We start from the raw sequence: 26,193 nt of genomic DNA, 5'->3' as shown, positions 1-26,193 counted from the left end.
GCGGATCCGGCCCGATTCCCGGATCATCGCCTTATGAAAACGGCATAGACCATCAACAGGGCGAAGCCTGCCGCGCCGCCCGCGGCTGCATAAGCCAAGGTAATTGGAATCCGCCACTGGCGGTGCTTGTGGGCGAGACTGCGCAGATGGTCGCGCCGGCTCATGCCCCCCGGGAAATCGTACTTGCCGGGAGGGTTCTCGATTCTCTCCGTCGCACGCCGCCACCCGACGATCGCGCCCGCGGCGGCAAACAACACGACGACAGCCAAAACTATGTAGTTCATCGCATCTGTACTCTAGGCCTCGGTTCGATGCAGACGGTTCATTGTAGCAGTTTCTTCTCGCATGGATCGATGACGGTCTCCGCAACACCCAAAGGATGACGACCCGTTATGTAATCACTGTTACCGTCGTCCGGGCATGGACGCGCAATTGTCGTGCCGCGGCAAGCGCCGTTGTCGCGCGAGCACGAAGGTTGTCGTGGAATTCGAGAGACACCGTGCGCGCGGACGATCGTGAGATCGCTCTCGACGTGGGTGCGCACCGCACGTCGCCATCGCCCCAATATGGACGGCGCTGGGCGACTGGCGTACATACTTCTTCGCATGTCCACACCTTAGTGTGGAATATCAACAGTTTAGACGTTGCCTGAGCATTCTGCCTCCGGGCGACGTGCTGGCCAGCCGGAGCATTTCTAGATGGCGATCCGCCTTCACCGTGGCGACCTTCCCGCGGATATTTCGTTCGGCTCCGTCGTCGCCATCGACACCGAGACCATGGGCCTCAACCCGCATCGCGACCGGCTCTGCCTGGTTCAGCTTTCGGGAGGCGACGGCAACGCCCATCTGGTTCAGATCCCTCGGGGCGCGCCGAAGGGCGCGGCCAAGGCGCCGCGGCTGGCCGCCCTGATCGCCGATCCCAAGGTGCTGAAGCTCTTCCACTTCGGTCGCTTCGACATCGCCGTGCTCGAGCACTCGCTCGGCGTGCGCTGTGAGCCGGTCTATTGCACCAAGATCGCGGCCAAGCTGGTGCGCACCTTCACCGACCGCTTTGGGTTGAAGGACCTGTGCCGCGAGCTGCTGGGTGTCGATCTTTCCAAGCACCAGCAGACCTCGGACTGGGGTGCCGACAGCCTTACGGACGAGCAGCTTGCCTATGCCGCTTCCGACGTGCTGCATCTGCACGCCCTGAAGGCCAAGCTGGACGTGCTTCTGGAGCGCGAAGGCCGCCGTGAACTGGCAGATGCCGCCTTCGGCTTTCTCCCCACCCGCGCGCGGCTCGACATCGCGGGCTGGCCGGAAACGGATATTTTTGCTCACTGAGATTTCAGTCGGCCTAGCATTGGCACGGTTTTTGCGTTAGTTTCCCTACGGGGAGGTCAACAGACCTTCAGGGGTGGGGTGACATGCGTATCGGTCCGAGTCTAATCCTCGCGTCACGTCAGACGTTGGCGATGACGCCGCAGCTCCAGCAGGCCATCAAGCTGCTGCAGTTCTCCCACCTCGAACTCGCCGCCTTCATTCAACAGGAACTGGAAAAGAATCCGCTGCTGAGCGAGGGTTCCCCGGAAGACGGCCCGTCGGCCGAGTACGAAGTCCCCGCCATTGAGGCGCCGCGCGATACGGCCGAGGCCCTTTCGGCAGCCGCGCCGGCCCTTGCCGAAGCCGACGATCGCTGGACCCGCGAACATGCCGACCGTGGCGGCGACGCCGCCGCGAGCCGTGTCGGCCAGCGCGAAGATGCGCCCGAGGCGCTCGATTTCGTGGCCGAACGTCCGCGGTCGCTGGCCGTCCATGTGCTCGAACAGATCGAGCTGATGTTCAAGGATCCGGCCGAACGCCGCATCGCCGTGAAGATCGCCGAAGGTCTCGACGAGGCCGGCTACTGCCGCCTCGAAGCGGCGGCCGTCGCCGAAGGCGTCGCCGCCGACATCGTGGTCGTCGAAAAGATCTGGGCGCGGCTGCGCCAGATGGAGCCGGCCGGTCTTTTTTCCCGCACCGTCGCCGAGTGCCTCGCCGCGCAGCTGGCCGAACGCAACCGCCTCGATCCGGCGATGAAGGCGCTGCTCGACAACCTCGAGCTCGTGGCTGCCGGTGAGCTCGGCCAGCTCCGCCGTCGCTGCGGTGTCGACGACGAGGATCTGCGCGAGATGCTGGCCGAGTTGCGCACGCTCGACCCGCGTCCCGGCCAGGGCTTCGAGTTCGAGCCGATCCAGGCGGTGCAGCCCGATCTCTACCTGACGCCGGCTAAGGATCCCGACACCGGCGAGGATGGCTGGCACATCGAGCTCAATACCGATGCGCTGCCCAAGGTCCTGGTCGACCGCAACTATCACGCGACGCTGATGAAGGGCGCGCGCGCCAAGCCCGATCGCGACTTCGTCGCCGAGCGATTCCAGTCGGCCAACTGGCTGGTCAAGACGCTGGAGCAGCGCGCCACCACGATCCTCAAGGTCGCGCGCGAGATCGTGCGCCAGCAGGACGGTTTCTTCCGCCACGGCGTCAGCGCGCTGAAGCCGCTGGTGCTGCGCGACATCGCCATCGCCACGGAGCTGCACGAGAGCACGGTGAGCCGCGTCACCTCGAACAAGTACATCAATACGCCGCGCGGCATCTTCGAGCTGAAGTACTTCTTCACGTCGTCGCTGCCGGCGCGAACGCCGGGTGTCGTCGTCTCCTCCGAATCGGTGCGCTCCCGTATCCGACTGCTCGTGGGCGGCGAGAATGCGCACCAGCCGCTCAGCGACGACCGCATCGTCGACCTGCTGAAGGGCGAGGGAATCGAGATCGCGCGCCGCACCGTCGCCAAGTATCGCGAGGCCATGCGCATACCGTCTTCGGCGGAACGTCGTCGTCTGGGCCGGTTGGGCATGAGCCGTCAGATGCCCTCGGGTCTGCCGCACGCCGCCGCCGTCGCCCAGGCGATGAGCGGCTCGGCCGACTGAGACGGGCCGCGCGGCGGGGCGCGGCGTGCGGACGAACCACGGCTTGACCCGACCGGGGGACGCGCCTATAGGGGCGCACCCTTCGCAGGGGGGACCAAAGTTCGCGCTCGCTAACCCATTGGTGACATTGTGGAAATCGCCGATTTGCTGACCGGCCCGGATGCCGTTCTGGCCAGCGCCAAGGCGACCGGGAAGAAGGCGCTGCTGGCGGAACTCGCCAACCGCGCCTCCGGTCTTTTCGACGTCGACGAGCGCAAGCTGTTCGATCGCCTGCTCGAGCGGGAGCGCTTGGGCTCGACCGGAATCGGCGGCGGCATCGCCATCCCGCACGGCCGGCTGTCGAGCATGACCAAGCCCATGGGCGTCTTTGCCCGCATGGCCCACCCCGTCGATTTCGATGCGATCGACGAGCGTCCCGTGGACATCGTGTTCCTGCTGGTCACGCCCGAGGGGGCCGGTGCCGACCATCTCAAGGCATTGGCGCGCGTGTCGCGTCTGCTGCGCGACCGCAGCCTCGTGGAGAAGCTGCGGGCGACCGAGAATGCCGAGGCGCTCTACGCGCTGCTCGTCGAAACGGTGCAGGCGCAGAGCGCCGCCTGAACCGTCTTATCCAAGAGACTCTTCGGCCACACTTCCTCAGTGCACCAGCGCAGGCTCCAGCTCGTGCTGGCGGATCAGCGCCTGCGCGATCTCGATCGACGGGACCGAAGCCATCGGCTTGCCGTCGGCCGAGAAGATGCCGATGGCATGCGCCCCGTCGGGAAGGCTGACTTCCTTCACATAGGCGATGTGCTCGGCGCCGAGGCTGAGAAACGCTTCTTCGGCGAGGGGGGTGAACATCACGACGTTGTTTTCGTTTTCCATGGCTACCTCCTTGGCAGCATCAACGCGCCCCGCCTCAACGGCTGCGACGTGCGGTGATATCGATCGTATGGTCCGCGTTGCCGGCGGCGTTGCCGGCGTCGATGCGGATGGTTCGAATGCGCGGCTCCAGGACCGGCCGCACCAGGTCGATCGACAACAGGCCATTGTCGAGACGGGCTCCCGTCACCTCGATTCCGTCGGCCAGCATGAAGGCCCGCTGGAACTGGCGCGCGGCGATGCCGCGATGGAGGTAGACCCGATCGCCGTCGTCGGTCTGTTTGCCGCGGACGGTGAGCTGGTTTTCGACGAGTTCAATCGCCAGTTCGCTGCTCGTGAAGCCGGCGACCGCCAAGGTGATGCGCAGCCCGTTCTCGCCGATCCGCTCGATATTGTAAGGCGGGTAACCTTCGGCGTTCTTGGCCAGCCGGTCGAGCGTCCGCTCGAACTGGTCGAAACCCAGCAGCAACGGTGAACTAAACACAGAAACACGACTCATTCTGAACCCCCCTCCGTGGAGCGAGTGGCGGGGAACCCCGTGCGGGCATTCCCTTGGAATGGATCTGGGGTGCAGCGGTCGCCGTTCAAGGCCCTCCCGGCCTGCCAACCCATCGCCAGAGGGCTCCGGGTGGGGTAAGCTGTCCAAAACCCCTCCACCGCCCGGCCGCTCGAGCCTCCCGGGCCAAAGAACGAAAAGATGACGTTGGTCGCTGACACAAGACGGCCCGGGGAACCCTTGGTTTCCGGCGCCCGGCCCATACGTTCCGTTCCGACGCGCCCGTCTGCCGCGGCAAAGGGAGAGCGCCGCGCGTTCGGCCGCTGGTTCCTGGGCTCGTCGCTCTATTCCCTGACCCTGAGCCAGGCCACGCCGCGCAGTTTCTTCGCGGTGGCGGCCGATTCCTGGCCGGGCGATCCGGTGCTCGGGCAGCGGCTGCTGCTGGCCGGCGAATTCGCCGCCGGCGGGAGCACCGGCGTGGTGCTGCCCGATTCGGACGATCCGCCGTGGCAGCGCGCCGGCGCCGCGCCGCTCTGGCTCGATGCGCTGAACGGGTTCACCTGGCTGCGCGACCTGCGCGACAACGGCGATCCGCACGGCGCGCTGCTCGCCGCGAAGCTGGTCGACGACTGGACCAACCGCGAATGGCGCTGGTCGCCGGTGACGTGGAAGCGCGACGTGCTGGCGGCGCGCATGGTCGCCTGGATCCGGCACTATGAATGGATGGCCGCGGCGGCTGATTCCGGCTTCTCGGCCCGCTTCGTGTTCTCGCTCGGGCGCCAGCGGGTGCATCTGCGCCGCGTCGCGCGCCGTGGCATGGTCGGACACGAGGCCGTTTCCGTCTACAAGGCGCTGATCTTCGCCGACCTCGCGTTCATCCGCGACGGCAAGTACTTCGAGAAGAGCCTCGATCAGTCGCTGGCGCGGCTCTCGAAGTTCCTGAAGCGCTACGTGCTGCACGACGGCATCGTGTCGGAGCGCGCGCCGCACCTGCAGCTCACCGTTCTGCGCCACCTGATCGACGTGCGGGCCGCCCTGGCGTCCGCCGAGCGCCGCGCACCGGCCGAGCTGGTCGCCGCGATCGACCGCATGGCGCCGATGCTGCGCTTCTTCCGCCATGGTGACGGCGGGTTGGCGCTGTTCAACGGCACATGGGAAGGCGACCGCCGCCTGATCGACCTCGTGCTGGCACGCACCGGCTCGGGCGAGGTCGCCCCGGCGATGGCGCTGGCCAGCGGCTTCCAGCGGCTGGCCGCCGGAACCTCGCTGGTGATCGCCGATGCCGGCAGCCCGCCCGGCCGCGGCATGGACGGCATCGCCCATGCCGGCACACTGAGCTTCGAGATGAGCGCCGCGCACGAGCGGCTGGTCGTGAACTGCGGCACCTATCCCGGCGCGCCGCGCGACTGGCAGCATTTCATGCGCTTCACGGCCGCGCATTCGACGGCGGTGGTCGACGACGTGAACTCGACCGAGATCACCAACCATGGCGCGCTGGAGTATCGCGCCGGCAACGTGCTGATCGATCGGGCCGACGATGCCGGCGCCCAGTGGCTCGACATGTGCCATGACGGCTACCGCTCGCTCTATGGCATCATCCACCGCAGGCGTCTGTGGTTGTCACCCGATGGCGGCGATCTGCGCGGCGAGGATTCGTTCCTCGGCTACGAGGGCAGGCCGGTCACCGTGCCGGACCGGCGCTACATCGTGCGCTTCCATCTGCATCCGACGGTGAAGGCGACCCTGGCCCAGAGTGGACAGGCCGTGCTGATGCGGCTGCCGAGCGGCCGCGGCTGGCGGCTGCGCGCGACCGGTGCCGGCATCGGCCTGGCCGAGAGCATCTATCTCGGCGAGACGGGGCGCGTGCGCCGCACCGAGCAGATCGTGCTGGTCGGCCAGGTCCCGGCGGAGGGCACCACCGTGAAGTGGGCCCTCACGCGCATGGAAGGCTGACGGCTACGGCTTGAGGAAGCCCACCGCCCGGTAGACCTCGTCGAGGATCGGCGCGGCGACGGCGCGGGCGCGCTGGGCGCCGTTGCGCAGCACGCCGTCGACATGGCCGGGGTCCTTCATCAGCCGCTGCATCTCCGCGCCGATCGGGCCGAGCTTGGCGACCGCCAGCTCGGTCAGGGCCGTCTTGAAGTCCGAAAACTGCCTGCCCGCGAACTGCGCGACGACGGCGTCCTTCTCCTGGTCGGCGAGGGCAGCATAGATGCCCAGCAGGTTATCGGCGTCCGGCCGCTTCTCGGCGTCGGCCAGCGTGTCGGGCATCGGCAGCGGATCGGTCTTGGCGCGCCGGATCTTCTGGGCGATCGAGTCGGCATCGTCGGTGAGGTTGATGCGCGAGTAATCCGACGGATCGGACTTGCTCATCTTCTTGGTGCCGTCGCGCAGGCTCATGACGCGGGTCGCCGCGCCGAAGATCAGCGGCTCGGTGATCGGGAAGAAGTCGGGCTGGCCGAAATCGTTGTTGAACTTGATGGCGATGTCGCGCGTCAGCTCGAGATGCTGCTTCTGGTCCTCGCCGACCGGCACGTGCGTGGCCTTGTAGATCAGGATGTCGGCCGCCATCAGCGCCGGATAGGCGAACAGGCCCAGCGAGACGTTCTCGCGGTCCTTGCCGGCCTTTTCCTTGAACTGCGTCATGCGGCTCATCCAGCCCATGCGCGCCACGCAGTTGAAGATCCAGGCGAGCTGCGCGTGCTCGGGCACCATCGATTGGTTGAAGACGATCTGCTTGGCGCCGTCGACGCCGGCCGCGAGGAAGGCCGAGGCGATCTCGCGCGTCTGCGCCGCCAGCATCTTGGGATCCTGCGGCACGGTGATCGCGTGCTGGTCGACGACGCAGTACAGGCACTCGTAGTCGTCCTGCAGGCGCGCGAAGTTGCGGATCGCGCCGAGATAGTTGCCGAGATGGAGATTGCCGGTGGGCTGCACCCCCGAAAGGATGCGGCCCTTGAGGCCGCGCGCTTCGTAGGGGGCGAGATGCGTGTTGGGCGCGCCGGTGGCGGCGGGGATCGTGTCAGGCATGGATGTGGACTCCGCTGGAGGTCGATGGCGCGGGGTTTGGACCTCCGCGCACCTCGCCGGTGGAAGGCAGGGGCGCGCGGGTATCGCGCAGGTCGCGCCGTTAATCAAGGCAGAGCGGTTGACGGCGCAGGTTCCGGCTGTTCCCATCGATTTCACGCATCTTGCAGCATAGCAGGAGCGCCAGGGTAGCTTCGACGACCGCGATGGAGGCATCGATGAACGAGCGTGGCTTGCGGAGTCTCGTCGACAAGGTGAAAGCCGGTCGCCTGTCGCGCCGCGGCTTCATCCGACGCCTGGCGGCGGCGGGGCTGACCGCTCCCATGGCGACCCAGCTCCTGGCGCTCTCCGGCGTGGCGATGGCGCAGTCCCGACCGGTCTACAAGCCCACCCGGCGCGGGGGCGGTGGCCTGCTCAAGGTGATGTGGTGGCAGGGGCCGACGCTCCTCAATCCGCACTTCGCTGTCGGCACCAAGGACCAGGACGCTTCGCGGATCTTTTACGAGCCGCTGGCGGCGTGGGACCGCGACGGCAACCTGAAGCCCAAGCTCGCGGCCTCGATCCCCAACCGGGCCGACGGCACGCTGTCGGCCGATGGGCTCTCGGTGGTCTGGAAGCTGAAGCGGGACGTGCGCTGGCACGATGGCAGGCCCTTCACCGCGGACGACGTGGTCTTTACTTGGCAGTATTCGAGCGATCCGGCCACGGCGACGGTGTCGAACGGCTCCTACCGGGACGTCACGGTCGAAAAGGTCGACGACCACGCCGTGCGCGTGAACTTCAAGCAGCCGACCCCGTTCTGGGCCGACACGTTCGTGGGCTGGGCCGGCTGCATCATCCCGAAGCATCTGTTCGGCGACTATACGGGCGCGAAGTCGCGCGAGGCGCCCACCAACCTCAAGCCTGTGGGAACCGGCCCTTACAAATTCAAGGACTTCAAGCCGGGCGACCTGGTCACCGGCGAGATCAACACCGACTACCACGAGCCCAACCGGCCGCATTTCGACGCGATCGAGATGAAGGGCGGCGGCGATGCGGTGTCGGCGGCGCGCGCCGTGCTGCAGACCGGCGAATACCACTTCGCCTGGAACCTGCAGGTTGAGGACGAGATCCTCGTGCGCATGGAGAAGGGCGGCAAGGGACGGGTCATCGTCACCTTGGGCGGTGGCATCGAGCACATGCAGCTGAACAACACCGATCCGTGGACCGAGGTCGATGGCGAGCGGTCCAGCCTCAAGACGAAGCACCCGATCCTGTCGGACCGTGCCGTGCGCGAGGCGCTCTCGCTGGTGATCGACAAGAAGTCGATCCAGGACCACATCTACGGCCGTATCGGCATCGCGACGGCCAACTACATCAACAACCCCGAGCGCTTCCGCTCGACCAGGACGTCCTACGAGTTCAACGTCGACAAGGCCAATGCCCTGCTCGACAGAGCCGGCTGGGTGCGCGGCGCCGACGGCGTGCGAACCAGGGACGGCAAGAGACTGAAGTTCGTCTACCAGACCTCGATCAACCAGCCGCGCCAGAAGACGCAGCAGATCATCAAGCAGGCCGCCCAGCGGGCCGGCATCGAGATAGAGCTGAAGTCGGTGACGGCCTCGGTGTTCTTCTCCTCCGACGTCGCCAATCCCGACACCTACACCAAGTTCTATGCCGACCTTCAGGAATACAGCAACGGCATGAATGCGCCCGATCCCGAGGTCTTCCTGCGCCAGTTCTGCTCCTGGGAAGCCGCCACGAAGGACAACAAGTGGCAGGGTCGCAACGTCACGCGCTGGCAGAACAAGGAGTATGACGAGACGCACAGCGCGGCCCAGGTCGAACTCGATCCGGTGAAGCGTGCCGCCCTGCTGATCAGGTGCAACGAGCTGGTGATCGAGAACCACGTGGTGATCCCGCTGGTCATGCGGCCGAACGCCGCCGCTGCCGCCTCCAATCTCGTGGTCGAGATCAGCGGCTGGGACAACAACACGTGGGATCTCGCGAACTGGTATCGCGAGGGCTAGAGGCCTTTCGGACTGCCTCGACTCACGACCTCACCCTGAGGAGCGGTCCGCAGGACCGCGTCTCGAAGGGTGGGCAACAAACGCGGTGCTCGTGCCCATGCTTCGAGACGGCTGCGGAGTTTACCCCGAGGTATTCGAGGGGCAGCCTCCTCAGCATGAGGTTTGTGCTGATGATTCCATCTCAGGTCTTCTCGCGATCCCTGTCGGGGTGATGGAACAGCAGGACCACCATCACTGAAGAGAGGGCGAGCGCCGTCATCAGCAGGAAGCCGTCCGCGAACGAGCCGCGCAGGTTCAGCACCCAGCCGGTGATGACCGGCGCCAGGAAGCCTGCGATGGCGAAGGCCAGATCCATGAGGCCGAGCGCTGTCGCGGCACGCTGCGGCACGATGTCGACGTTCACTGCGAAGTAGGCGGCGTTGGCCCCCATCGACGCCGCGACGGCCACGGTGATGCCGGCGACCGCGACGGTGAGATTGTCGGTGAGGGCCACCGGCACGACCGCGAGGGCCGCGACCAGCTGGCTGCCGGCGATCAGCCAGGAACGTGAGATGCGCAGGCTGCCCGTGGTCTTGAGCAGGTGGTCCGACCAGCGGCCCATGGCCCACAGCAGGACAGCGGCCGACAGCCAGGGGAGGACCGAGAACAGGCCGACGGCACCGAGGTCCAGACCGTACTTGCGCTCCAGGTAGCTCGGCAGCCAGGTCATGAAGAAGAACAGGAAGTAGCCGAAGACGAAGAAGGCCCAATAGTTCGCGAGAAGCGTGCGGTTGGTCAGCAGTTCCTTCAGCACGCCTGGCTCAGGCCAGGATTTCAGCACCGCGTGCGGGGCCGCGGTGACGCCGCGATCGACCTTGCGGATATGGGCCAGTTCGGCCGCATTCACGAACCGCGATTGCGACGGATCGTCCCGGAAGAAAAAATACCAGAGCGGAATCCAGGCGGCGGAGAGCGCGAACAGCGCCGCAAAGGTGAGGCGCCAGTCGAGCCAGCCGAGAAGCACCGTCACCAGCGGCCCGCCGATGGCGAGCGCCAGAGGCACCGCCAGCAGCGCATTCGCCAGTGCCGTCGCCCGTTCATGCGGCGACAGCCAGTGTCTGACCGCGCCGGTGAGGGCGGGGAAGTTGGGCCCTTCCGCGACGCCCAGCATCACGCGGGCTGCATAGAGGATGGTCACGCTGGTCGCGAGCGCCGTGGCGCCGATCGACAGGCTCCACAGCACGGCTGCAAGCGTGAGGATCATCCGGGCGCCATAGCGGTCGACGGCGAAGCCGCCAAGCAGGGTCGTGACGGCATAGCCCAGGCCGAACGCGCCCAGGATGGCACCGGTCTCGGCCGGCGACAGTCCGAGATCGCGCTGGATCATGGGGATGGCGTAGGAGAGGGCCGCCCGGTCGATGTAGTTCACGACGGTGATCGCGAACAGCAGGAAGACGATGAACCAGCGATACCGGCTGCGCGCCATTGGCTTCTCCTTGTCCCTGGCAAACTAGCATGCGAAGGAGCGGTACAACCTGCCGATGGTCCCGAAACATGTCCGATAATCCGCCGATCGAATTCACTTTCCCCGACCTGCGCCGATGGGAGACGGGCGCCGCGCCTTACATCCATGTCCTGGAAAGCGGCACGCCCGGGCCGACGGTGATGGTGGCGTCGCTGACGCACGGCAACGAGGTCTCGGGGGCCATCGTGGTCGACGCGTTGCTGGACATGAAGGTGATGCCGCGCAAGGGCACGCTGATCCTGTCCTTCAACAACATCGAGGCGTATCACTCGTTCGATCCGCGCACGCCGTTCAAGTCGCGCCTGGTCGATGAGGATTTCAACCGGGTGTGGGGTCGGCTTGACGAGCCCGCGACCACCGTCGAGACGCGGCGGGCGCAGGTGCTGAAGCCCTTCGTCGAGCGGGCCGACCTGCTGCTCGACCTCCATTCCATGCACGACGATTGCGTGCCGCTGATGCTGTCCGGCCCGCTCGACAAGGGCGTGGCCTTCGCGAAGCGGATCGGCACGCCGGTCGACATCGTGCGCGACGCCGGCCACGCCGCCGGCATGCGCATGCGCGACTATGGCGGGTTCGGCGATCCGAAGAGCCCCAAGAACGCCCTGCTGATCGAGACCGGCCAGCACTGGCGCGCCTCCTCGGTCGTGGTCGCCAAGGACGTGACGGCCCGTTTCCTCGTCGAGGCAGGAGCGCTCGAAGAGGCCGATCTTCCCGCCGGCTGGCGCCAGCCGACGCCTGCCAGCCAGCGCGTCGTCGAGGTGACGCATGCAGTCGCCACCAAGCGCGGCAACTTCACGCCGGCGCAGCGCTTCGAGGGCCAGGACGTGATCGCCAAGGCGGGCACCGTGCTGGGCCATGACGACGACGAGCCGGTGACGACGCCTTATGACGATTGCGTACTGGTCATGCCCTCGTCGAGCCGGCCGCTGCGGCCCGGCGTCACGGTTGTTCGCCTGGGTCGGCTGACGTGAGCCCGGGCTGGCGGCGCATCACGTAGCGCAGCTCGGAAATTCTCACGACGCCGAGCGCGGCGCCCAGCAGCGCATAGGCCGCGATCCCGATCATGCAGAGACCGGCCAGCGCCAGGCCGCCCTCGATGTCGGCGCGCGACAGGGGCCTCGCCAGCCATTGCAGACCGAACCAAAGGGCCGCCCCCATGCCGGCGCTGGCGCCGACGATCCGGACGCCGCGCGAGATCAATCGGCCGTCAGGAATCCATTGGCGGCGCCGGCGCAGGACGGCGGCCAGCAGCGCCGCGTTCAGCCAGCCCGACAGGGAGGAGGCAAGCGCGATGCCGACCAGCTCCAGCGACGTGGCGAACAGGAAATAGACGTTCAACAGGACGTTGGCGGTGATCGCCGCCAGGGCGATGTAGAGCGGCGTGCGCGTATCCTCGCGGGCGAAGAAGCCGGGTGCCAGCGCCTTGACCAGCACGAAGGCCGGCAGGCCGACGGCGAAGGCGGCCAGGGCGCTCGCGGAGCGCAGCGTATCCTCGGGCAGGAACCGGCCGCGCTCGAACAGGACGCGGATGATCGGATCGGCCAGCAGCCAGAGGGCCACGGCGGCCGGCAGGCTGAACAGCAGGCCGAATTCCAGGGCGCGATTCTGGTTGGTCATGGCCGACTGCGTGTTGCCGGCGCGCAGCTCGCGCGCGAGCAGCGGCAGCAGCGCCGTGCCGATGGCGATGCCGACGACCCCGAGCGGCAGCTGGGCGACGCGGTCGGCATAGTAGAGCGCGGAGATCGTGCCCACGGGCAGCAGCGAGGCCCAGACGACGTCGAGCACGACGCTGATCTGCTGCGCTCCGCCGCCGATCGCGACTGGCGTCGCGAGCTTCACCAGCCGTGTCACCCGCGGCGTGAGCCGCGGCCGCACCAGCGCCATGCCGACCTCCTCGCGTCCGCAGGCGACCAGCAGCCAGACCCACTGCAGCACGCCCGCGATCGCCACGCCGATCGAGGCGGCGTAACCCGCGTTGGGAAGCAGCGGCGTCAGCCCCAGCACGGCGGCGATCAGCGTGAGGTTGAGGAGCACCGGCGTCGCGGCGACATGGGCGAAGCGGTCGATGCTGTTCAGCACGCCGCCGTAGAGCGAGGTCAGCGAGATGAACAGCAGGTAGGGAAAGGCGATGCGCCCGAACTCGACCGCCATGGCAAATGTCGGTGGATCGTCGCGCATGCCGGGGGCGAGCAGGGCCATCACCCAGGGCATCGCGAGGATCAGCAGCGCGGTGAACGGAACCAGCACCAGAAGCAGCGCGGCCTGGGCCTGCCGTGCGAAGGCCATCGCCTCCTCGCGGCCGCCGCCCGTCAATTCGCGGGCGAACAGCGGCACGAAGGCGGCCGAGAAGGCGCCCTCGGCGAACAGGCGGCGGAAGAAATTGGGAAGCTTGAAGGCGACGAAGAAGGCGTCCGCCACGGCGCCGGAGCCCAGCACCGCCGACAGCACGATGTCGCGCACGAATCCCACGATCCGGCTGAGCAGCGTGAAGCCGCCGACCGTCGCGATGGCCCGGACGAGACTCATGCGCGCGGCCTCCGGGAAACGGCGGGGCTATCGCACGTAGCCTCAATGGCCCTGGCAGCTGGAGCTTCGGGGAAAGTGAAAGGTCCCTCACTGCGTTCGGGATGACAATGTTGCTGAGGTTGGCGCAGTGCGCTGATGCTGAAGACAGTGTCATCCCGAACGCAGTGAGGGACCCTTGACTCATACGCGATAGTCCCGCCGGAAACGGCAGGAATTGCCTGTGTCATGGCCATAATTCTGTCATCGCCCTCTGGCATAAAGTTCCTCGGTGGTGCCGGCGATGTGATGGCCGGACTAAAACGCCACCACGGCCGGTCCCGAGAGGGGCCGGTTTTCGTTTGGGCGGATCACTTCGAGGCGGCGGCGAGCTTCAGCAGCGTCTCGCGGTCCTGGGTGACGAGCTTCTTGTAGTCGCCGACGATCTTCTCGAGTTCGTCCGACGGCAGCACGCTTTCGAGATCGGTGAATCCCTGCGGCGCGCGCTGCTCGACGATGTCGAGCATCACGTCGATCCCCTTGCGCCGGTTACTCTCGACGATGCGCGCCGTGGGCGGCAGGCGCCGCTCCTCGTAGCGCTTGAGCGCGGCCTCGGGATCGTCGCCGACGGCCAGCTCCTGCGTGATCGCCTCGCCGTCGAGGATCGCCTGCGAGGCGCCGTTCGAGCCGATCGGATACATGGGATGGGCCGCATCGCCCAGCAGCGTGATGCGGCCGTGGCTCCAGCGCGGCAGCGGATCGCGATCGACCATGGGGAATTCCAGGATCGTATGCGCGTTGCGGATGACGTCCGGCACGTCGAGCCAGCCGAAGTTCCAGTCGGCGAAGCGCGGCAGGAAATCCTCCAGCCGGCCCGGCTTGTTCCAGTCCTCGCGCGAGGGCAGCGCGTCGTCGCCCATGTGGAGGTCGCAGATCCAGTTGATCAGTGCTTCGCCGCGTTCGGCGTGGGCGCGGCTGATCGGATAGCAGACGAATTTCTGGTTGTGATGGCCGGCCTGCACCATCGTGTTGCCGCCGAGATAGGGCTTGCCCACGGTGACGCCGCGCCACATCAGGATGCCCTGCCACTTGGGCGGTCCCTCGTTCGGATAGTAGCGGGCACGGACCGCCGAGTGGATGCCGTCGGCGGCGATCAGGAGATCGGCCGTGGCTTCCTCGACGATCGCTCCGTCGCGGTCGGCGAAGCGCGCGGTCACCGTGGCGCCGTGCTGCGCGAAATCGGCGATGCGTCGTCCCATCCGGATGCGATCCGCGCCCAGCATTTCCCGCGCCGCATGGACCAGGATCATCTGCAACTCGCCGCGATGGATCGAGAATTGCGGCCACGGAAGGCCGGCATGGCGGCCGCGCGGGTCGGCCCAGATCGTCTGGCCGTGGCGGTTGGCGTAGCGCAGCTCGCGGGTCTCGATGGCGGTGGCCGCGAGGGCGGGCTCGAGGCCCAGGCTGCACAGGATGCGCACCGCGCCGGCCTGGATGTTGATTCCGACCCCCAGTGGTCGCATCTCCGACACGGCCTCGTACACCTGTACGTCGTGCCCTGCGCGATGCAGGCACATGGCTGCGGTCAATCCGCCGATTCCGGCGCCGGCAATGATGATCTTCATGGGTGGCTCGTCAGGTTTCGTCAGGTGTCCCGGCTCAGGCCGCGCTGGGCGAGGGCTGCTTCGTAGGTGGCCCAGCGCTCGGCCCGCGTTTCGCTGAGCTCGCGCAGATAGGCCCAGCTGTAGATGCCGGTGTCGTGGCGGTCGTCGAACACGATGCGGATCGCGTAGTGGCCGACCGGCTCGACCGATGCGATCTTCACATGGCGGCGGCCGCCGACGATCTTCTTCTGGTTCGGCCCATGCCCCTGCACTTCGGCCGACGGACTCTCGACCCGCAGGTACTCGGCGGGGAGTGCGCAGGCATGGCCGTCGGAGAAGTCGATCTCCAGCCGTCCCTCCTCCTTGAAGACCCGCAACTCGACGGGCCAGGGCGCTGCGTCCGATTCGTAGCTGCCGCCGTCGGGCACGGCCTTGGGAAATTCGGCGGTCATGGCACGTCGCGGATCTGGCGTGCCTCGCTCACCAGCATGATGGGGATGCCGTCGCGGATCGGATAGGCGAGACCGGCCTTGCGGCTGATCAGTTCGCCGGCCGCCGCGTCGTATTCCAGCAGGCCGTGCGTGGCAGGGCAGACGAGGATCTCGAGCAGCTTGGGATCCACGCCGGCGCGGCGGGGGGCTGCGGAGTCGTCCGATGGAGAGTTCATCGTGCGGGGTTTCCCTGATTCTTGTACGGCTCTTATAGCATGGAGCCCGATGCCCGCCCTAGCCCGCGCCCTAGGGCCACGCGCGGGGTTTCCTGTCTGTGGAATATAGTATAGAGGGGTATACTATGGCACATCTCCCCCGGAAGAAGGCGCAGCTGATGGCGCGGGTCCGCCGGATCGCCGGTCAGATGGCGGCGATCGAGAAGGCGATCGAGCAGGAGGCGGATTGTTCCTTGGTCCTGCAACAGGTTGCGGGTGCGCGGGGCGCGCTCAACGGGCTGATGGGCGAGCTGATCGAGGATCATGTGCGTGAGCACGTTGCCCGGCCGGGGCTCGATGCCGTGGCGCGCGCGGCCGGGGCCGAGGAGCTCATTGCCGTCGTTCGCCGCTATGCGAAGTGACGGGAATACCATGACCACGCTGCGGGACATCGAGCCGCCTTCCCACGATCACGTGTTCCTCGGCGAGCGGCACGATGAAAATGCACGGCGCACGCTCTGGGTCGTCGTGCTGACCTCCCTGATGATGGTGGGCGAGATCGCCGCCGGCATCGCCTTCAATTCGATGGCCCTGCTGGCCGACGGCTTCCACATGGCGACCCATGCCGGCGCGCTCGCCGTGGCGGCCGGCGCCTACGCCTTCGCGCGGCGGCATGCCGCCGATCGGCGGTTCAGCTTCGGGACCGGCAAGGTCGGCGATCTCTCGGGCTTCGCGTCGGCGCTGGTCCTGGCGCTGGTCGCGCTGGGGATCGCCGTCGAGTCGATCGGGCGCCTCTTCGATCCCTCGCCCGTGGCCTTCGGCGAGGCGACTCTCGTCGCGATCCTGGGTCTGGTCGTCAACGTGGCCAGCGTATTCCTGCTGTCGGGCGGGCACGGCCATGGACACGCCCACGACCCTCATCATGACCATGGGCATGAGCACCAGCACGGCCATCACGACAACAATCTCCGCTCGGCGTTCGCCCACGTCGTGGCCGATGCGCTGACCTCCGTCCTGGCGATCGTGGCCCTGGTGGCCGGCCGCTATCTCGGCTGGGTCTGGCTCGATCCCGTCATGGGGATCGTCGGCGGCGCCGTGATCGCCGTCTGGGCGTGGAACCTGCTGCGCGACACGGCCGCCGTGCTGCTCGACACGAGCGACCCGCATCTGGAAGCCGAGGTGCGGGAACAGGTCGAAGGGCCCGGCGACGCGCGCATCACGGATCTGCACATCTGGCGGATCGGTCCCGGCGCCCATGCCGCGATCGTCAGCGTCGCCGGCACTGCGGACCGCGAGGCCATTCGCGAACGCCTCGTGCCGGTCCACGAACTCGCGCATGTGACGATCGAAACCCGATGAGTCATGGTCGAGTCCGGAAAGCCGAACTGATCGAGGAGCTGGCAATGGACCGTGACAGCGAGACCGCCGCCATCAAGGGTGTGGCCTACATGGACGGACGCTGGATGCAGCTGTCGGAGGCTGCGGTTCCGATCCTGGACCGCGGCTTCGTCCGCTCGGATGCGACCTACGATGTGGCCCATGTCTGGAAGGGACGCTTCTTCCGGCTCATGGACCATGTCGAGCGCTTCCAGGCGTCGATGGCCGGCCTCCGCATGTCGCTGCCGCTGACGGCGCAGCAGATCGCCGACATCATGATCGAGTGTGCCAGCCGGTCGGGCCTGCGCGATGCTTACGTGCAGGTGACCTGTACCCGCGGACTGCCACCGGTGGGCACCCGCGACCCGCGCCTGTGCCGCAATCGCCTCTATGCGTTCGCGCAGCCTTTCGTCTGGATTGCCGACGAGACCCAGCGGCAAGAGGGCCTGCGCATGATCCTGTCGCACACCCAGCGCATCCCGCCTGAATCGCTCGACCAGAGGATCAAGAACTTCCACTGGCTCGACCTGACGATGGGAGTGTTCGAGGCCTATGACCGTGATGCCACCATCGCGCTGATGCCGGCCGCCGACGGCACGGTGACGGAGGGGCCAGGCTTCAATGTCTTCGTCGTCCGCAACGGCGCGCTCGCCACGCCGGCGCGCGGCCTGTTCGAGGGCATGACGCGCCGCACGGTGATGGAGATTGCCGAGGCGCTCCAATTGCGGGTCGAGGTGCGATCCGTAGAAGCGCGCGAGGTCGCCGAGGCGGACGAGATCTTCATCAGCAGCACGGCCGGCGGCATCATGCCGGTCGTGAACTACGAAGGGCGTCCCGTCGGCGACGGCCGGCCCGGCGCGCTGACGCGACGCATCGAGGAACTCTATTGGGCACGGCACGAGGAGCTGGCGCTGTCGACTCCCGTGCCCTACGGCGACTGACGATCAGTTCGTGCGGCCGGGCGGCGTGTCCGAGTTGTCGCCGAAGGCGCTCATTTCGAGGAAGGCGATGAGCAGCTTGGCGCGGGCCGTGGAGTCGGCGGCTTCCAGCAGCGCCTGCTTCTCGGCCGGACCGAACGGCAGCACCATCGACAGCGAGCTGACGAGGTTGGCGTCGGCCGCCTTGTTCACGGCATCCCAGTCGGTCGAGAGCTGCCGGCCGCGGAAGAAGGCGGCCAGCGCCGCCATCAGCCGGTCGCGGTCGAGTTCGACGACGTCGTCGGCATGGTCGAGATCGGCGCGATAGGGCGAGAAGACCGAGGAGACGCGGCGATAGCCGCCCTGGGCGGGGTCGAGTTCGCGCACGATGTCGAAGCGGCAGACGCCGCTCAGCACCAGCATCAGCCGCCCGTCCTCGGTTTCGTTGAAGTTGGTGATGCGTCCGGCGCAGCCGACCCGGTGAACCTTGGGACGACCGTCGTCCGACGGCATGCCGTCGCCGGCGAAGCCGCCCGGCTGAACCGGCTGCACCATGCCGATCATGCGCGAGCCGGCCAGCGCGTCGGAGATCATGGCGAGGTAGCGCGGCTCGAAGATGTTGAGCGGCAGCTTGCCGCCGGGCAGCAGCAGCACGCCCGACAGCGGGAAGATCGGCAGCGTCTCGGGAAGCTGCTCGAAGGTCGGCTCGAACGGATTGCGCGCCGGCCTCTGCGAGGAGCGCGACTCTTCGCTCACGAGTCGGGGCTCACGAAAACAAGATGGTCGAAAGCCGCTTGCGGCCGTCGACCGAAATGGGATCGGTGAAGCCCAGCGCCTCGAAGAACTTCAGGAGCTGCTGGCGCGCGGCGGCCTCGTTCCAGGCGCGGTCGGCCTTGATCATGGCGAGCAGCTCGTCGACGGCTTCCTGCTTCTGGTTGCCGGCCCAGTAGGCCATGGCGAGGTCGAGACGGGTCTGGAAGTCCTTCGGGTCCGCCTCGGCCTTCGCCTTGAGGTCGGTGATCGGGCCGGCGTCCTTGGCCTTCTCGGCAAGGTCGATCGCGGCCTGGGCGGCCACGACGTCGGCGCCGGTGCGCTCCTTGGCCGGGATCTGCTCGAGCAGTTCCTTGGCCTGCTCGACGTCGCCGAGCGCGACCTGGTAGCGCGCGAGGCCGGCCAGGGCCACGACGTTGGTCGGCTCGAGGCCCAGGATCTCGCTGTAGATCTGCGCGGCGGTATCCATGTCGTTCTGCGCGACCGCGGCCTTGGCCTGCTCGAGCAGTTCGGCCAGCTCCGCGGCGGCCGGGTCACCGGTGGCGCCGCCGGAGGCCTGGATCAGGCGAGCGACGAATTCCTTCAGCTGGCTCTCGGGGACGGCGCCCATGAAGCCGTCGACCGGGCGGCCGCCGAAGAAGGCGTAGACGGCCGGAATCGACTGGATGCGCAGCTGCTGGGCCAGCATCTGGTTCTTGTCGATGTCGATCTTGACCAGCTTGACCGCGCCCTTGGCCTCCTTGACGACCTTTTCGATCATCGGCTGGAGTGTCTTGCACGGCCCGCACCACGGCGCCCAGAAATCGACGATCACCGGTACCGTGCGCGAGGCTTCGAGCACGTCCTTGGCGAACTTCGTCTGGTCGCTGTCCTTGATCAGGTCGGCGGGGGCAGCCTGCGGCGCGGCGCCCTGCAGCATCGTTTCCATGGGTCCTCGAACGGAATTGGGATGTTCGCCTGCAATGTGGCGTCGGGCCCCCCGGGAAGCAAGGGGCCACACCGATCCGTTCTAGGGCGCGCGGACCTGGTGTTTCATCAACTCGTCACCGAGCCGGCCGGTGAGGAAGAGGCCGCACATCTTGTAATCGCTGATCAGCGACCAGAACGGTGCTTCGAAGGTGGCGGGCCGGTTCTTCTCAATGAAGAAATGGCCGAACCAGGCCGGTCCGTAGCCGAACACGGGGACTCCCAGCAGCCACCACCAGTTCTGCGACGCGATCGCCCAGATCAGAAGGGCTGCGGACGCGAGGGTGCCGACATAGTGGACCGCGCGCGTCGACGGCTTCGCGTGCTCGCGCAGATAGAAGGGCCAGAACTCGGCATAGGTCCGGAAGCGGGAGGCCATCCGGAGAGACTACCCCAAAGCGCCGGACTTTTTGAGGGCGTCGATCTCGGCTTCGCTGAAGCCGGTCTCGCGCAGCACCTCGTCATTGTGCTGCCCGACCTCGGGGGGTGGGCCGGCGGTGCGCGGTGCGGCGAAGCCTAGGCGGATCGGCGTGTTGACGGTGCGCGGGATCGCGGGATTGGTCGTGGCGGCGAAGATTCCGGCGTGTTCAGCCTGCTCGTCGTCGATCACGTCGGCCAGCCGCCCGATCACCCCGAAGGGAATGCCGGTGCCCGACAGGCGCTTTTCCCAGTCGGCATAGAGACGTGCGGCGAACACCGGCGCCAGCAGGTCGTGCAGTTCCTGGGCATGTTCGCGCCGCTCCGGCCGTCCGGCGAATCTCGGGTCGGCCGTCAGCTCGGGCCGTTCGATGATGTCGCAGAACGTGGCCCAGAGCCGGTCGTCGCGGACCATCAGGAGCTGTAGCCAGCGATCGTCGAGGGTGCGGTAGAGGTTGGTCAGCGCGTTGCGCGGCCTGTCGGGCGGCGGGCGCACCGGCAGCTGCGCGCCGACCAGCGCGCCGGCGGCGGTGGTGCCGTTGGCCCAGACGCCGTTGGCGTAGAGCGAAGTGCCGACCCAGCCGCCCTTGCCGGTCTGGTCGCGTCGCCGCAGGCCCATCAGGATCGCGGCCACCAGGGTCATGGCGGTGGCGCGGTCTCCCTGCGCCGGCAGCGAAACGCCCGGCGGGCCGCCGTCGTAGCGTGCCGCATCAAGGATGCCGGAGCGGCCGAAATAGGCGGTGATGTCGAAGCCCGGCCGGTCGCGGTCGGGGCCGGTCTCGCCATAGCCGGTGAGCGAGCAGTAGACGAGGCGCGGGTTGATCGGCTCGATGTCTTCCCAGCGCAGGCGCAACCGCTCGCGGGCGGGCGGCGGGAAGTTGACGATCATCACGTCGGCGCGCTTCAGCAGCCGTTCGAGGATCGTGCGGGCGCCGTCGGTCTTTAGGTCTAGCGCCAGCGAGCGCTTGTGGCGGCCGTCGAGCTGCCACGGGAAATTCCGGTCGCTCTGCGGATAGCCGGCGTTGCGGAAGCTGTTGCGGTGCGGGTCGCCGTCGACCGGCGGCTCGATCTTGATGACGTCGGCGCCGAAGTCGCCCAGCGCGGCGGCAGCGGCGGGGGCGGCGATGAAGGAGCTGATGTCGAGGACGGTGAGTCCGGCCAGCGGCAGTGGTTCGTCCGGCGTCATCGAAGCGCTCCGCTGGCCTTGAGGGCCGCTACTTCCTGCGCGCTGACGCCGGCCTCGCGCAGCACCTGATCGCCGTGCTCGCCGAGTTCCGGCGCGGGATGCGCGATGCGCTGGCTGGCGAAGCCGAGGCGGATCGGATCGGCCAGGGTGCGCGGCATGTCGGGAATCGCCGTGTCGACCACGGCGCCGCAGGCCACCGCCTGCGGATCGTCGGGCACGTCCTGCGGGCGGCTGATGACGCCGAAGGTGACGCTGTGCGCCGCCAGCGCCTCGCGCCAGTGCTCGTAGGGCTGCGTGGCGAAGGTGTCGCTGAGGATGCCGGCAAGTTCGCCGGCTCTGAGGCGACGCTCGGGCTCGCTGGCGAATCGCGGATCGTCGATCAGCGAGTCCAGTCCCATCGCGCGGCAGAGCGGCGCCCACAGCTTGTCGGCGCGCACGATGGTGAGCTGCAGCCAGCGGTCGTCGGCCGTGCGGTAGATGTTGCCCAGCGCGGAGCGTGGCCGGTCGGGCGGCGGCCGGTGCGGCAGGAAGGCGCCGACGAGGGCTGCCTGGGCGATCACGCCGCACGACCAGAGGCCGTTTCCGAGCAGCGACGTGCCGACCCACGACCCTTCGCCGGTCTTCATGCGGTGGATCAGCGCCATGAGGATGGACGAGACGAGCGCCATCGCCGTGGCGCGATCGCCCTGCGCGGGGCCGGGCACGCCCGGCGGCCCGCCTTCGTAGCGCTGGGCATCGAGCAGGCCCGATCGGGCGAAGTAGGCCGTGGCGTCGAAGCCCGGCCGGTCGCGATCGGGGCCGCTTTCGCCGTAGCCGGTGAGGGATGCGTAGATCAGTTTCGGGTTGACCGGCTTCACGTCGTCGTAGGCGAGCTTCAGCTTGTCGCGCACCGGCGGCGGGAAGTTGCAGATCAGGATGTCGGAGACCGCGATCAGCCGGTCCAGCGCCGCGCGGGCGTCCGCCTGCTTGAGGTCGAGCACGATGGAGCGCTTGTTGCGCGAATCCATCTGCCAGGGATAGTTGACCTCGCTTTTCGGATAGTTCGACGAATCGTGCATGATCCGGCGGTTGGGATCGCCCTCCGGTCCTTCGACCTTGATGACGTCGGCGCCCCAGTCGCCCAGCACGACGGCCGCGGCCGGTGCGGCGATGAACGAGCTGATGTCCAGTACGCGCAATCCCGCCAGCGGCAGGGCAGTCTCGGTCATGGATTCTCCCTTTCGCGGCCGATATGGGCGCGACGCTCTGGCCGCCGTCAACACCGCTCGCTAATTTGATTTCGGCACGCGGTGTGCTTGCCGGAAATCAAGAGCGGGGACGTGATCGTGGCCAAGAAGCGCAAACCGAATTTTCTGATCGTTCTGATCGACGACCTCCGCTTCGACGAGCTGGGGATCTGCGGCCATCCCTACATGAAGACGCCGCACATCGACCGAGTCGGCCATGAAGGCGCGATGTTCACCTCGGCGTTCCACACCACGCCACTCTGCTCGCCCAACCGCGCATCGATCCTGACCGGCCAGTATGCCAGCCGCCACGGCATCATCGACAACGTGGCGCGCGACGCCCACAGCCATCGCCTGCCGAACTACCACGTGATCCTGCAGCGCCTGGGCTACGAAACCGCCCATATCGGCAAGTGGCACATGGGCAATTCCGGCGGTCCGCGGCCGGGCTACGACAAGTGGGTGAGCTTTCCGGGCCATGGGTCGATCATCGATCCGGTGCTGAACATCGACGGCAAGGAGAAGAAGTACGAAGGCTACATCACCGACCTGCTGAACGGTCACGCCGTCGACTTCCTGAAGAAGAAGCGCGACAAGCCCTTCGCGCTGTTCTTCGCGCACAAGGCCGTGCATCCCGACGCCTTCCAGGCGGCCGACGGCACGATCGACTTCACCGACGGCGGCTACCGTCCCGCGCCGCGCCATGCCGACCTCTACAAGGGCGAGCACTTTCCGCGCCGGCCCAATGCGCTCCCGGCGGCCGATGTCGTCAAGGACAAGCCGGCCTGGACGGAAGCCCATGCGCTCCGGGTCAACGACGCCTCGCGCAAGGTGCTGGATGGAATCCTGGCCGGCACCGACGAGGAAATCCGCCTGCGCGCCGCCATGATGGCCTCGGTCGACGAGGGCATGGGCGACATCCTCAAGCTGCTCGAGGAGAACGGCGAACTCGACAACACCTTCATCCTGTTCCTGGGCGACAACGGCTACTTCTTCGGCGAGCACGGACTTGGGCCCGAGCGGCGCTTTGCCTACGAAGAAGGCATCAAGTCGCCGTTCCTGATCCGCTACCCCGCCTGGTTCAAGCCGGGCACGGTGAACGACGAGCTGGTCCTCGCGCTCGACATCGCGCCGACCCTGGTCGACCTCGCCGGCGGCAAGGCGGCCGACTTCAAGACGATGCAGGGCCAGTCGCTGAAGCCTCTGGCAAAGGGCGCCAAGCCAAAGGGATGGCGCACCTCGTTCATGTGCGAATACTTCAGCGAGAACGCCATGCCGTGGCTCGTGGGCATGAGCTACAAGGCGATCCGCACCAAGCGTCACAAGTACATCCACTGGACGCAGAAATCGCTCGACGGCGTCGCGTGCGACGAACTCTACGATCTCAAGAGCGATCCCTACGAAATGAAAAACCTGATCGGCAAGCGATCGGAGAAGGGGCTGGTCGCGCGCCTGCGCAAGCAGCTCTCTGCCCTGGTCGCGAAGTCGGTCGGCCTCTAGGAGACTGAAAGCCATGGTCCTGACGAAGAGAAGCCTCCTGGCGGCCGGATTGGCCGTCGTCTCGACGAGGAGCATGGCGCAGGCCTGGCCCGCCAAGCCGATCCGCATGATCGTGCCGCTGGCGCCCGGCGCCACGGCCGACATCGTCGCGCGCGTCTTCGCCGAGGAACTGGGCAAGTCTCTGGGACAGACCGTCGTGGTCGACAACAAGACTGGCGCAGGCGGGACGATCGCCACCGCCGAGCTGGCCCGCGCCCCGGCCGACGGCTACACGATGGGCCTGGTCTCGCAGGGCACGATGGTGTTCAACATCGGCCTCTACAAGACTCCGGGCTACGATCCGCTGAAGGACCTCGCGATGGTCGCGGTGACCGGCGGGGTCTCCAACGTCCTGATCGTTTCACCCGACAATCCGGCCAGAACCGTGGCCGACCTGCTGGCGCAGGCCCGCGCCAAGCCGGGCGAGCTCACCTACTCGTCGGGTGGCGTCGGCACCAGCCACCACATGTCCGGCGTGCTGCTGGAGTTGCGGACTGGCGTGAAGCTGCAGCACGTGCCCTATCGCGCGACGCCGGCTGGCATCCAGGCCGTCGCCAACGGCGAGGTGGCGATGGGCTTGTTCAACACGCCGACGGTCATCGGCTTGATCAAGGGCGGCAAGCTCAAGGCACTGGCCGTGACCAGCGAGTCGCGCTCCACCCTCCTGCCCGACGCGCCGACGATGATCGAGGCCGGGGTCAAGGAATACGTCGTGAACACCTGGATGGGCTTCGCCGTCCCGGCCGGCGTGCCCGAGCCGGTGATCACGCGTCTCAATACAGAGATCAACCGCATCGGCCAGTTGCCGCAGGTGCGCGAGAAGATGATGGGACAGGGCATCGGGATGCTGCCGCCGGGCTCGCCGGCGGCTGCGCAGAAGCTGGTCCGCGACGACCTCGCGCTGTGGCTGCCCATCATCAAGGCCTCGGGCGCGACGGCCGAGTAGCAGGCCGCGCGGGCCGTATCCTTGCCAAAGCAGGGCCTTGCGCGTATCTCCCCCTGTCCTTCAATCAGGGGTGCGCGCACGCTAGGCGCATATAGTCATGGGCTACAGAGTCGCCGTCGTCGGCGCGACCGGCAATGTCGGTCGCGAAATGTTGCAGATCCTGGCCGAGCGGAACTTTCCGGCCGATGATGTCGTCGCGCTGGCCTCGTCCCGGTCGGTCGGCCTGAAGGCGTCGTTCGGCGACAGATCGGTCCTGAAGGTCCAGGACCTCGCCAAGTTCGACTTCAAGGGCATCGACATCGTGCTGAGCTCGCCGGGCGCCAAGGTGTCGGCCGAGCACAGCCCGCGCGCCGCCAAGGCCGGCGCCATCGTGATCGACAACACCTCCTACTGGCGCATGGATCCGGACGTGCCGCTGGTCGTGCCCGAGGTCAATCCGCAGGCGATCGCCGGCTACAAGGGCCGAGGCATCATCGCCAACCCGAACTGCTCGACCATCCAGATGGTCGTCGCGCTGAAGCCGATCCACGACGCGGCCGGCATCAAGCGCGTCGTCGTGTCGACCTACCAGTCGACCTCCGGCGCCGGCAAGGAAGCGATGGACGAGCTGGTCAGCCAGACCAAGAGCTTCTTCGTCAACCAGACGCTCGACCCGGTGAAGTTCACCAAGAACATCGCCTTCAACGTCATTCCCCAGATCGACGTCTTCATGGATGACGGCTCGACCAAGGAAGAATGGAAGATGGTGGTCGAGACCAAGAAGATCCTCGATCCGAAGATCAGGGTCCACGCGACCTGCGTGCGCGTGCCGACCTTCGTCGGCCATGCCGAGGCGGTGAACCTCGAGCTCGAGCGGCCGCTCGACGATCACGAGGCGCGACGCATCCTCGCGGCGGCGCCCGGCGTCCTGGTGGTCGACCAGCGCGAGCCCGGCGGCTATGTCACGCCGAAGGAAGTCACCGGCCAGGACGGCGTATTCGTGAGCCGCATCCGCTCCGATCCCACGGTCGAGAACGGCCTGGCGATGTGGGTCGTCAGCGACAATCTGCGCAAGGGCGCGGCGCTGAACGCTGTCCAGATCGCCGAAGAACTGATCAAGGGCTACATCTAGGTGGCGCGGTACCAGGTAACCCGCACGCCCTCATCCTGAGGAGCGCGAAGCGCGTCTCGAAGGATGGGCAACAGACGCGGTGCGTGCGGCCCATGCTTCGAGACGGCTGCGGAGTTTACCCCGAGGTACTCGAGGGGCAGCCTC

26 protein-coding genes are annotated in these 26,193 nt (G+C 67.2%); 12 read left to right on the top strand and 14 right to left on the bottom strand.

What is annotated here, in order from left to right:
• Nucleotides 1-23 precede the first annotated feature (23 nt).
• Entirely contained in the window at nucleotides 24-284 is a 261-nt protein-coding gene (locus tag Q7V45_RS25920; RefSeq protein ID WP_304857280.1) for a hypothetical protein, read from the bottom strand.
• A gap of 414 nt (nucleotides 285-698) precedes the next feature.
• Between Q7V45_RS25920 and Q7V45_RS25915 the strand changes: the two genes are divergently transcribed.
• The 3 genes from Q7V45_RS25915 (at nucleotide 699) to Q7V45_RS25905 (ending at nucleotide 3,544) form a co-directional block, all read left to right on the top strand.
• Nucleotides 699-1,322 (top strand): ribonuclease D, encoded by a 624-nt coding sequence (locus tag Q7V45_RS25915; RefSeq protein WP_304857278.1) that lies wholly within the window; start codon nucleotides 699-701, stop codon nucleotides 1,320-1,322.
• 83 nt (nucleotides 1,323-1,405) lie between these two features.
• A complete protein-coding gene (gene rpoN, locus Q7V45_RS25910) occupies nucleotides 1,406-2,944 on the top strand; it encodes an RNA polymerase factor sigma-54 (RefSeq protein ID WP_304857276.1) in 1,539 nt (512 codons plus the stop codon).
• 129 nt (nucleotides 2,945-3,073) lie between these two features.
• Nucleotides 3,074-3,544, top strand: coding sequence for a PTS sugar transporter subunit IIA (locus Q7V45_RS25905; RefSeq protein WP_304857273.1), 471 nt, complete (start codon nucleotides 3,074-3,076; stop codon nucleotides 3,542-3,544).
• A 36-nt stretch (nucleotides 3,545-3,580) separates the two neighbouring features.
• Here the strand turns inward: Q7V45_RS25905 and Q7V45_RS25900 are convergent, their stop codons facing one another.
• Together Q7V45_RS25900 and Q7V45_RS25895 are read right to left on the bottom strand one after the other, a co-directional pair.
• Nucleotides 3,581-3,808 carry a DUF1150 family protein gene (locus Q7V45_RS25900; RefSeq protein ID WP_304857271.1) on the bottom strand — a complete coding sequence of 76 codons (228 nt, stop codon included), beginning with the start codon at nucleotides 3,806-3,808 and terminating at the stop codon, nucleotides 3,581-3,583.
• A gap of 34 nt (nucleotides 3,809-3,842) precedes the next feature.
• Nucleotides 3,843-4,304, bottom strand: coding sequence for an Hsp20 family protein (locus tag Q7V45_RS25895; RefSeq protein ID WP_304857269.1), 462 nt, complete (start codon nucleotides 4,302-4,304; stop codon nucleotides 3,843-3,845).
• A gap of 237 nt (nucleotides 4,305-4,541) precedes the next feature.
• Between Q7V45_RS25895 and Q7V45_RS25890 the strand changes: the two genes are divergently transcribed.
• Complete coding sequence (locus Q7V45_RS25890; RefSeq protein WP_304857267.1) at nucleotides 4,542-6,254, top strand: heparinase II/III family protein; 1,713 nt, start codon at nucleotides 4,542-4,544, stop codon at nucleotides 6,252-6,254.
• A 3-nt stretch (nucleotides 6,255-6,257) separates the two neighbouring features.
• Here the strand turns inward: Q7V45_RS25890 and trpS are convergent, their stop codons facing one another.
• Nucleotides 6,258-7,331, bottom strand: coding sequence for a tryptophan--tRNA ligase (gene trpS / locus Q7V45_RS25885; RefSeq protein ID WP_304857265.1), 1,074 nt, complete (start codon nucleotides 7,329-7,331; stop codon nucleotides 6,258-6,260).
• A gap of 215 nt (nucleotides 7,332-7,546) precedes the next feature.
• On the opposite strand from trpS, the gene Q7V45_RS25880 reads away from it, so the two are divergent.
• Nucleotides 7,547-9,337 (top strand): peptide ABC transporter substrate-binding protein, encoded by a 1,791-nt coding sequence (locus tag Q7V45_RS25880; protein ID WP_304857263.1) that lies wholly within the window; start codon nucleotides 7,547-7,549, stop codon nucleotides 9,335-9,337.
• A gap of 181 nt (nucleotides 9,338-9,518) precedes the next feature.
• On the opposite strand, the gene Q7V45_RS25875 is transcribed toward Q7V45_RS25880, so the two are convergent.
• Nucleotides 9,519-10,802 carry an MFS transporter gene (locus tag Q7V45_RS25875; RefSeq protein ID WP_304857261.1) on the bottom strand — a complete coding sequence of 428 codons (1,284 nt, stop codon included), beginning with the start codon at nucleotides 10,800-10,802 and terminating at the stop codon, nucleotides 9,519-9,521.
• A gap of 68 nt (nucleotides 10,803-10,870) precedes the next feature.
• Between Q7V45_RS25875 and Q7V45_RS25870 the strand changes: the two genes are divergently transcribed.
• Nucleotides 10,871-11,812: a succinylglutamate desuccinylase/aspartoacylase family protein gene (locus Q7V45_RS25870; protein WP_304857260.1), complete on the top strand. Its 942-nt coding sequence runs from the start codon at nucleotides 10,871-10,873 to the stop codon at nucleotides 11,810-11,812.
• On the opposite strand, the gene murJ is transcribed toward Q7V45_RS25870, so the two are convergent.
• From murJ to Q7V45_RS25850, 4 genes are all read right to left on the bottom strand, one after another.
• Complete coding sequence (murJ, locus tag Q7V45_RS25865; protein WP_304857258.1) at nucleotides 11,781-13,367, bottom strand: murein biosynthesis integral membrane protein MurJ; 1,587 nt, start codon at nucleotides 13,365-13,367, stop codon at nucleotides 11,781-11,783. The two genes, Q7V45_RS25870 and murJ, sit on opposite strands and share 32 nt — an antisense overlap.
• A 347-nt stretch (nucleotides 13,368-13,714) precedes the next feature.
• Nucleotides 13,715-14,968 carry a flavin-dependent oxidoreductase gene (locus Q7V45_RS25860; protein WP_304857256.1) on the bottom strand — a complete coding sequence of 418 codons (1,254 nt, stop codon included), beginning with the start codon at nucleotides 14,966-14,968 and terminating at the stop codon, nucleotides 13,715-13,717.
• A gap of 20 nt (nucleotides 14,969-14,988) precedes the next feature.
• Nucleotides 14,989-15,399: a DUF971 domain-containing protein gene (locus Q7V45_RS25855; RefSeq protein WP_304857254.1), complete on the bottom strand. Its 411-nt coding sequence runs from the start codon at nucleotides 15,397-15,399 to the stop codon at nucleotides 14,989-14,991.
• A complete protein-coding gene (locus Q7V45_RS25850) occupies nucleotides 15,396-15,614 on the bottom strand; it encodes a Trm112 family protein (RefSeq protein ID WP_304857252.1) in 219 nt (72 codons plus the stop codon). Before Q7V45_RS25850 ends, Q7V45_RS25855 begins: the two co-directional genes overlap by 4 nt.
• 125 nt (nucleotides 15,615-15,739) lie before the next feature.
• Here Q7V45_RS25850 and Q7V45_RS25845 point away from each other — a divergent pair, with 125 nt between their 5' ends.
• From Q7V45_RS25845 to Q7V45_RS25835, 3 genes are read left to right on the top strand one after another with little or no spacing between them, the layout of a single operon-like run.
• Complete coding sequence (locus Q7V45_RS25845; protein WP_304857251.1) at nucleotides 15,740-16,015, top strand: metal/formaldehyde-sensitive transcriptional repressor; 276 nt, start codon at nucleotides 15,740-15,742, stop codon at nucleotides 16,013-16,015.
• A 10-nt stretch (nucleotides 16,016-16,025) separates the two neighbouring features.
• Nucleotides 16,026-16,952, top strand: coding sequence for a CDF family Co(II)/Ni(II) efflux transporter DmeF (dmeF, locus tag Q7V45_RS25840; RefSeq protein WP_304857249.1), 927 nt, complete (start codon nucleotides 16,026-16,028; stop codon nucleotides 16,950-16,952).
• A 44-nt stretch (nucleotides 16,953-16,996) separates the two neighbouring features.
• Nucleotides 16,997-17,911, top strand: coding sequence for an aminotransferase class IV (locus tag Q7V45_RS25835; RefSeq protein WP_304857247.1), 915 nt, complete (start codon nucleotides 16,997-16,999; stop codon nucleotides 17,909-17,911).
• Nucleotides 17,912-17,914: 3 nt separating this feature from the next.
• Here the strand turns inward: Q7V45_RS25835 and Q7V45_RS25830 are convergent, their stop codons facing one another.
• From Q7V45_RS25830 to Q7V45_RS25810, 5 genes are all read right to left on the bottom strand, one after another.
• Nucleotides 17,915-18,643, bottom strand: a complete 729-nt coding sequence (locus Q7V45_RS25830) for an LON peptidase substrate-binding domain-containing protein (RefSeq protein WP_370692661.1) — start codon at nucleotides 18,641-18,643, stop codon at nucleotides 17,915-17,917.
• A gap of 10 nt (nucleotides 18,644-18,653) precedes the next feature.
• On the bottom strand, nucleotides 18,654-19,586 hold the full coding sequence (gene trxA, locus Q7V45_RS25825; RefSeq protein ID WP_304857245.1) for a thioredoxin: 933 nt from the start codon (nucleotides 19,584-19,586) through the stop codon (nucleotides 18,654-18,656).
• Nucleotides 19,587-19,667: 81 nt separating this feature from the next.
• Entirely contained in the window at nucleotides 19,668-20,003 is a 336-nt protein-coding gene (locus Q7V45_RS25820; RefSeq protein WP_304857243.1) for a DUF962 domain-containing protein, read from the bottom strand.
• Nucleotides 20,004-20,012: 9 nt separating this feature from the next.
• Nucleotides 20,013-21,227 (bottom strand): CaiB/BaiF CoA-transferase family protein, encoded by a 1,215-nt coding sequence (locus Q7V45_RS25815; RefSeq protein ID WP_304857241.1) that lies wholly within the window; start codon nucleotides 21,225-21,227, stop codon nucleotides 20,013-20,015.
• On the bottom strand, nucleotides 21,224-22,435 hold the full coding sequence (locus tag Q7V45_RS25810; protein WP_304857240.1) for a CaiB/BaiF CoA-transferase family protein: 1,212 nt from the start codon (nucleotides 22,433-22,435) through the stop codon (nucleotides 21,224-21,226). Before Q7V45_RS25810 ends, Q7V45_RS25815 begins: the two co-directional genes overlap by 4 nt.
• A gap of 111 nt (nucleotides 22,436-22,546) precedes the next feature.
• On the opposite strand from Q7V45_RS25810, the gene Q7V45_RS25805 reads away from it, so the two are divergent.
• The 3 genes from Q7V45_RS25805 (at nucleotide 22,547) to Q7V45_RS25795 (ending at nucleotide 26,049) form a co-directional block, all read left to right on the top strand.
• On the top strand, nucleotides 22,547-23,953 hold the full coding sequence (locus Q7V45_RS25805) for a sulfatase-like hydrolase/transferase (protein ID WP_304857238.1): 1,407 nt from the start codon (nucleotides 22,547-22,549) through the stop codon (nucleotides 23,951-23,953).
• 13 nt (nucleotides 23,954-23,966) lie between these two features.
• Nucleotides 23,967-24,938, top strand: coding sequence for a tripartite tricarboxylate transporter substrate binding protein (locus Q7V45_RS25800; RefSeq protein ID WP_304857236.1), 972 nt, complete (start codon nucleotides 23,967-23,969; stop codon nucleotides 24,936-24,938).
• A gap of 97 nt (nucleotides 24,939-25,035) precedes the next feature.
• Nucleotides 25,036-26,049: an aspartate-semialdehyde dehydrogenase gene (locus Q7V45_RS25795; protein WP_304857234.1), complete on the top strand. Its 1,014-nt coding sequence runs from the start codon at nucleotides 25,036-25,038 to the stop codon at nucleotides 26,047-26,049.
• Nucleotides 26,050-26,193: the final 144 nt, after the last annotated feature.

The organism is Reyranella sp. (genome assembly GCF_030651995.1).
In the GTDB taxonomy this organism is placed as follows: Bacteria; Pseudomonadota; Alphaproteobacteria; order Reyranellales; family Reyranellaceae; genus Reyranella.
This window is presented reverse-complemented; position numbering and strand designations above follow the sequence as displayed.